Source organism: Halanaerobium sp. (genome assembly GCF_003070835.1).
In genome coordinates this window covers 1-7,260 of record NZ_QBLR01000172.1, presented here as the reverse complement: position 1 = coordinate 7,260, position 7,260 = coordinate 1, and the positions used below count along the sequence as shown (strand labels likewise).

Annotated in this window: 8 protein-coding genes; 1 reads left to right on the top strand and 7 read right to left on the bottom strand. The window is 35.9% G+C overall.

Features of this window, described 5'->3' with window-relative positions:
• Positions 1–44 precede the first annotated feature (44 nt).
• The 7 genes from CI949_RS14375 to CI949_RS14345 all read right to left on the bottom strand — a co-directional run bounded on the left by CI949_RS14375 (position 45) and on the right by CI949_RS14345 (position 5,476).
• The gene (locus tag CI949_RS14375; protein WP_290767536.1) at positions 45–497 is read right to left on the bottom strand and encodes a hypothetical protein; all 453 of its coding nucleotides are present in this window, start codon (positions 495–497) and stop codon (positions 45–47) included.
• Positions 498–546: 49 nt separating this feature from the next.
• Complete coding sequence (locus CI949_RS14370; RefSeq protein WP_290767533.1) at positions 547–1,008, bottom strand: Rpn family recombination-promoting nuclease/putative transposase; 462 nt, start codon at positions 1,006–1,008, stop codon at positions 547–549.
• Positions 1,009–1,164: 156 nt separating this feature from the next.
• On the bottom strand, positions 1,165–2,208 hold the full coding sequence (locus tag CI949_RS14365; protein WP_290767530.1) for an alpha/beta hydrolase: 1,044 nt from the start codon (positions 2,206–2,208) through the stop codon (positions 1,165–1,167).
• Positions 2,209–2,284: 76 nt separating this feature from the next.
• Positions 2,285–3,034, bottom strand: coding sequence for an esterase family protein (locus CI949_RS14360; RefSeq protein ID WP_108139407.1), 750 nt, complete (start codon positions 3,032–3,034; stop codon positions 2,285–2,287).
• A 31-nt stretch (positions 3,035–3,065) separates the two neighbouring features.
• A complete protein-coding gene (locus tag CI949_RS14355; RefSeq protein ID WP_290767528.1) occupies positions 3,066–4,226 on the bottom strand; it encodes an acetyl-CoA carboxylase biotin carboxylase subunit family protein in 1,161 nt (386 codons plus the stop codon).
• A 110-nt stretch (positions 4,227–4,336) separates the two neighbouring features.
• On the bottom strand, positions 4,337–5,029 hold the full coding sequence (locus CI949_RS14350) for a CDGSH iron-sulfur domain-containing protein (protein WP_290767526.1): 693 nt from the start codon (positions 5,027–5,029) through the stop codon (positions 4,337–4,339).
• Positions 5,030–5,065: 36 nt separating this feature from the next.
• Positions 5,066–5,476 (bottom strand): molybdenum cofactor biosynthesis protein MoaE, encoded by a 411-nt coding sequence (locus CI949_RS14345; RefSeq protein WP_108139414.1) that lies wholly within the window; start codon positions 5,474–5,476, stop codon positions 5,066–5,068.
• Positions 5,477–5,603: 127 nt separating this feature from the next.
• On the opposite strand from CI949_RS14345, the gene CI949_RS14340 reads away from it, so the two are divergent.
• A complete protein-coding gene (locus tag CI949_RS14340) occupies positions 5,604–6,908 on the top strand; it encodes a Na+/H+ antiporter NhaC family protein (protein ID WP_290767523.1) in 1,305 nt (434 codons plus the stop codon).
• Positions 6,909–7,260 lie beyond the last annotated feature (352 nt).

Sequence of the window (7,260 nt, the reverse complement as noted above, 5' to 3'; positions counted from 1 at the left end):
TCATGTTAATTTCTATATACAAAATAAATTCTAAATATATCGAATCAGAAATTTAAGCTATCGGTTAGTTCTTCTAAAGAATCATAATTTCTTATAGCTGATTTAATTTCTTTTAGTTTATCATAATCATCTATTTTTTTTATATCCTGTACAATTTTTTTAGTGGATAATCCAAATTTCAACTCAAGTGCAAACTCAATCATCTCATGCATACTTTCTATTTTTCCTTCTTCTCTTCCTTCTTCTTTTCCATCATGATAAATTTTCTCTGCTATAGTCATAATTACAGCACTCCCTTCAGCTGAAATCTTTTTGGACTTTTGATCCAACTCGTTTAAAGAAATTTCTTCTCCAATATTTAAAATATACTTCACAACAGTTTCAATATATTCCAGTCCGGTTGTTTTATCTCTTAGTTCAATTAATAAAGGCAGAACTTCACGGAGTCCATTTTCAAAGTTATCATCAAATATATGGGATATTAATTTCAAAAACAATCTTAACTTGACCTGTCCTTTTATCTCTGCATCAGAGTATTTAGAAAAATCATAAAGTAACAGGTATATACTCTAAAATAGCTTCTGAAGTATACTCAATTAATTCAGATAACCTGCTCCCGTAATTCCACTTTTTTTCTCCATGATAAATTAGAATTGGTATAATAGGAGGCAGTTTCTTCTTTTTTGTTTGATTATCATAAAGCGCCCAGATATCTGTGATATATCCGAGCATTTGAACTGGTGACATCTTATCAAAATAGCTTTTATGTTCAAATAATAGGTAGATAAACCCTTCTTTACCGTCTATACTTACATTATATAAAATATCAGAAAAACTTTCTTCTAATTCCTCGTCAATGAAACTATCCTTGGCTATCTTAATTTCTGTTAAATCTATTTCATTTAATATATTATCTGGCAGATAGTTTTCAAGAAAATCTACAGCTACTTCTTTATCACCAAGAGTTCTTTTAAAAAGAGAATCATGTGGATTTTTTATAATCTCCAAAATATTTCCTCCATCTCTCTATTCATATTTTACCATAACTTAAAGCTCAAGTTCAATGATAATATAAATATTATACCATTATTTGTAAATTATAGCAAATATATAATAAAAAGTGTATTATATTTTAGAGTAAGAAAAAGGCCGGAATATCCGGCATTATTTTTTTACTATATTTATTTTTTTGCGAGCTCTGTAACCAAAAGCCTTGAATTCAATTTCTGCTCTGCCAGTTTTTCTGGGAGTTAGAACTCCATTTCCATTAATTTTTAAGACCTCTGGCTTGAGTGATTTAAATTCTCCCTCCAGGGCTGTCATCTTAAAACTGCTGTCAAAAGTTACAATTGGGTTGATTCTTTTTTTAGCGCCCTTAAGAGTTATCTTTTTACTGCCAATCAGTTCAATTTTTTTAATTTCTCCAATATCTCCGTAAAAATAGAGTAAGGGGCAGTGGACCCTGGCCGCCCAGGCTTTTTCGCTGTGTTTAGCTCCAGGCACCTGATAGTAGATTAAATCGAGATTTAAATCGGTTTTTAAATGTTTTAGTTCAGAAATTACCTTCTCAGTAAAAGACATAAACCTTCCTTCTGCCTCACCTGTATCCAGCCAGATTTTAGAATTAAGGTTCTGATATTTATAGGAGTTAATCTTTTCAATAGGAGAAGTTTTTCCCCACCAGAAAGATGGTGACATAACGGCGAGCTTTGAAAAGAGATCAGTTCTTCTTAAACCGATATTGAAAGTAACGAGACCTCCCATTGAAGATCCCATTAAAGCTGTGTTTTCTGGCCCCTCTTTAATCCTATAATGTTCAGCAATAAAAGGCATCAATTCCCTAACTAAAAATTTCTCATAATCAAAACCGTGAGCTTTAACTTTTTTTCCCTGATAAAAGCCGTCCTGATGAGCGTATTCACTCAGCCTCTCTTCACCCATATTATCGACAGCCACAATGATTATTTCTTCTATTAAATTTTCCTTAATTAACTTTTCAGCAGTCTGATGGAGCAGCCAGGAATCACCAGAAAAAGATTCTTTGCCGTGAAAAACATTCTGGCCGTCGTGAACATATAAGACCGGGTAATCTTTATTTTTCTGCGTCGAGTAAGAGAGCGGTAAATAAATTCTTATCTTTCTCTCATTAGCCAGCACCTCAGAATAAAAATCTTCAATTATTTTTATATCTATCTTTTCTTTTAGCATGCACAAACTCCTCTGCCAGCAATTATTATCAATTCTTTGGTTTTCATAATCCAATATTCATTTAAATTATTGTCAATTAAATAATTCCTTCCTCTTTAAGTTTCCCCAAAAAGTAAGGCATCTGCTCTCTCCAGCCTGTCCAGTCATGATCAACATCATAACCCCAGTAATCAAACCAGGCTGGAATATCTTTTTCCGCCAGAATTGTATCTAAAAGTCTGGTGTCCCTTAAAGTATCTTCCTCCCACCTGCCCTGACCGGCACAGACAATTAACTTATTTTTCCGATAGTGGTTGAGATACCAGTCATCTTCAAGTTCTCTTAGATAATCAACCGGGGAATTTAAATAAACCTCAGTATCCATATAACCACCGGTAAAAAATCTGGCATCATAAATTCCGCTTAAGGCAACAGCAGTGTCAAAGGCATCAGGGTGCTTAAAGTAAAAATTAACTGCATGATAGGCTCCCATACTGCAGCCGGTGGTAATTACCCCTCCCTGCCAGTTGGAGTGGTATTTAATCAGAGGCAGCAGTTCATCCACAATATACTGATCATAGCTGTTGTGGATTACTGCCTTATCATGGGAGTGCATTCCATAATTAAGCCAGGAATCAGAATCAACACTGCTGGCTGCATAAACTGTTATTTCACCATTTTCAATAAAAGGCCAGATGGCATCAATCATGCCAAAATCTTCATATTCATGAAAACTGCCGCCGGATGAAGGAAAAACAAGCATCGGTTTTCCTCCGTGACCGTAGATTTTAAATGGCATCTCTCTATTTAAATTTGAACTGTAAAAACTTCTGTATTCTATCTTCATCATAGTCCCTACTTTCTCTATAAAAAAATCATTAATACTTATCTACTGCATATTTAACTGCTTCTTTACCCTGTTCTAAATCCTTAGTTCTCAAGATGATTCCATAATCTCCAATAGCCGGAGCTAAAATGGGAGAAATTGGCTCATGCAGAACTATATAATCTCCATAATTGTTTAAAATATCTTCTAAAGAATGTTTGTAAATGATAAAATTCTTGCGGCCGATATAAAAGCAGTTATATTTTCGACTGATATCTTCATTAAAACTTCCCTGAACGACAAGCTCCGCATAGGCTTTATAAATATTGATATCATTAGCATAATTAAACATATCAAGGGTCAGTCCACCCGGGGGACGCATATTAACCTCGAGCGCAACAATTTTGCCGTCAGCAAGCTTAAAATATTCAAAGTGAAAAAATCTTTCCTTGATTTTAAAAGCCTGAGCTGTTTTCATACCTGCCTCCACTATATCTTCCGGCAGCTCACGCGGTATATAATAATACATATCAAGCCCCTCATTAACAGTTTCCATAATTCCACCCTTATAAACCATCGACGAGGAAAACACAATTTCACCGTTCTGGTCTGTTAGACCATCAAAAGTATGAATTTTACCTTCGATATATTCTTCCATAATATAATCAAGGTCCAGTTTATTATTGAAAAAATTCAGCAGCTCATCGTGATTGTTAATTTTAAAGGTTTCGGATGCTCCTACACCGCTGTCAGGTTTAACAACCACCGGGTAATCAACCTCAGCAATAAATTCTTCTGCTTCCTGTAGACTATTAACAACCCTACCCCTAGCGGTATTTAGACCTGCCTGATTAAAGACCTCTTTCATTTTTGATTTGTACTTCATCGCTTCAATCTCATCAATTTTTAAACCCTGAACATTAAAATCAGTTCTCAAACGGGCATCTTTTTCCAGCCAGTGTTCATTATTCGACTCAATCCGATCAATTTTTCCATACTTATGGGTAAAATATCCGCAGGCTTTAAGCAGCTGCGAATAGTCCTCCATATTATCAACTCTATAATATTCTGTCAGAGAATCTCTCAGCTCACTTCTCATTTCTGAATAGGCCATGTCACCAATTCCGAGCACATTGACCCCGGCATTTTTTAGCTCCACACAGAAATTATAAAAATTATTAGGAAAATACGGTGATATAAATACAAAATTCATATGATCATTCCTTTCTCTACTCTACTTCTCTAATTCTCATTAGGTAAATTCGTAATTATTCTTAATAAGTTAATTTATTGTACCATTAAAATCAGAAGTTGTAAACCTACTTACTCCTTATTCTGATAACCATCCTGAAAGTTAGTGTGCAGATGATTGCAGTCACAAAATGGTTTATTTTTCGATTCTCCACAGCGGCAGAGGGCGACAGAATTTCTTGGCTCATAAATTTCTCCAGCAGCCGACTCGATTTCTATGCCGCCTTTTACAATAATTGCTGAACTGACCTTTTTTTCTGGATCCTGAAGCACCCAGATTTCAGGTTCTAAATCTGCTTCTAAAACTTCTCCCTCTTTACTGACAGCTGTCAACCTCCCTGCCAGACATTCTCCAGCAGATTTAATCACAAGTTCACGCTCTTCTTTTTTGTCTGATTCCTCTAACAATTCCCAGGTGCTTCCCTTTTCGGTATGGCAGAAGCGTAAAAAAGCACAGCGGTCATCATCCATTAAATCGATCTCTTTTCCCGGCAGCAGTTCTGCCCGCTCATCATATTTTTCCTTAGATGCAGTTTCCTGACCATCAAAGTCAATCTCTTTATGTCTGCCATCACAAAAGGGATGGTCTTTACTTTTACCGCAGCGGCAGAGACTGTAGGTTTCTTTTTGAGGTAGTTTGCGTCCTTCTCGATATTCATAGTGCTTACCAACAGGAGTTATAATTTTTTCTTTCAGCGGCACCGACGCAAAAACACAGTAGGGACCATCTTTAATAATTTTAATTCTCATTTTTTTATCTGTCATTAGTATCACCTTATTTTTATATTTATATATTTACTACTAAACTTTCTGCTCAATTTCTTTAACACACTCGTTTTTTATCTCAGCTACCAGAGACTGCAGGGCATCAATAACATGGGGCCTGATATCTCCTCCAATCAGCACATACATAATATCATCTCCGACTTCAAGCTGGCCCTGATTAAGCCAGACTCTGACGTGAAAGATCCCTTCCATCTTCTTCGCTTCAGCTACTGCCTGCTCAACCTTTTTTTGATCATAATCAAATTCCATCCCCTTAACCTGAGAACCATCATCTATTCCTTCTCTAACCTTTTTTCTCGGAGTCTGGCGCACAGTACCATTATGAACTAAATACATTCCCTCTTCTAATGCTTCTGGATCAGCTTTTGCTTCTTTAAGCCACTGATCAATAGACGGTGATTTTTTCTTTTTTTGATTTACAGTCATTTTTAAAACACTCCCTATTAGATTATTTTTATTTTATTATATATTAAAGGTTGACATATGTTCAGAATTAATTATATAGTGTTATTGACTTCTTGATTTTAAATAGACAAACTTTGGGGGAATCAAAATGTTAAGCTTTAAACAGGCAGTTATACCTGTGATCACAATGGCTGTCTTAATACTACTATCTGTTTTATTCTGGGAGGCACCAATCCAGATTGCTCTATTTTTTGAAATAATGATTATTATTGCCTTAGCTTTGAGCTGGGGTTATAAGTGGCAGGAAATTGAAGAAATGCTTTTTTCCAGCTTTAAAAATATCGGTAATGTTATCTTAATCTTATTTTTACTGGGAATGATGATTGGTCTCTGGATTGCTGTTGGAACTGTTCCGACAATGATCTACTACGGTTTACAGACAATCAGTCCTAAATACTTTTTTATTTTATCATTTATCTCTACTTCGCTGGTTTCCATGGCAGTTGGAACCGCTGTGGGGACTGCAAGTACAATTGGACTGGCTCTTATCAGCATTGCTCAGACAATGGGACTTAATCTGCCCTTAGCTGCAGGAGCAATTATCTCCGGCTCCTATGTTGGTGACAGAATGTCCCCGGTTTCGTCGATAGCGATTATTACAGCTCACAGCTCGGAAGCCAATCTAATGGATATGATTTACCATATGCTTAAAACAGCTGTCTTACCATATTTGATTACTGCGATAGCCTTTCTTTTTATTGGCTTGAGCAATTTCTCCAGCCTTAAAGCTGCTGCTGATTTAGATTCATTAAGTCAAATGCTGAGCGGCCATTTTCAGGTTTCTTTCTGGCTGCTGCTGCCGCCAATTTTAATAATTCTGCTGGCAGTTCTCAAAGTGCCTACAATAATAAATATTGCTTTAAATATTCTCTTTTCTCTATTAATGGGCTCCTACTTTACTGAAAGAAGCTGGTCAGAACTTTTAAATATTATGTTTAGAGGATTCAATGAAAGAACTGGAACAGTATTTATTGATAATATCCTGGCCCGTGGTGGTTTAACAAGTATGCTGGAACTGATTTCCTTAATTATTTTTGCTGTGCTTTTAGGTGGACTTTTAGAAAAAATGGGAGTTTTAAACAGCCTTTTAAAACCATTTCTGCACCTGATCAAGGAAAAAATACATCTTATTGCTGTCACTATTTTTTCCGGGATAGTTTCTGCTACCTTAGGCTGCAATCAATTTCTGGCTGTTTTTTTGCCAGCTAAAATGCTTTCTAAAAATTATGATAAGATGAATTTAGAAAGAAAGGATATGGCCAGGGCACTGGGTGATTCCGGACTCGTTTTTTCACCTTTAATCCCCTCGTATAATATACTTAGTGATATTGAAATATACCACCATTTAAATATAAACTTTCTTGTTTCAATTAAGTTTAGATTTAGTCCCTGATATAATGGTATTCAAAGATATCCAGGGTAGATCTAGTATTCCCCCTGTAGCATGTATTTGCATGACTACTTAAACAGTCTGATCCCCTGAAACTGATTGAACTCCTAACCCGTATGCTGTGTCCCATCTGTTTTCTGCTGCTTTAGCAAGCAGCTGCCTCTGTACTCAAAACTTACTGGTGAACACTAATGGCGAGGCTGTTGAGCTCTCAGTTTTTCAGGGACTAAATCTGGTTATCTTTTTTTGACTCCCAAACCAAAGGAGGTGATTCATATTAATAAAATGTTTGTCGGTATTGATGTTGCCAAAGACTCTCTTGTAGCCTGTGCAATGGATGATCAAGGAGAAGATG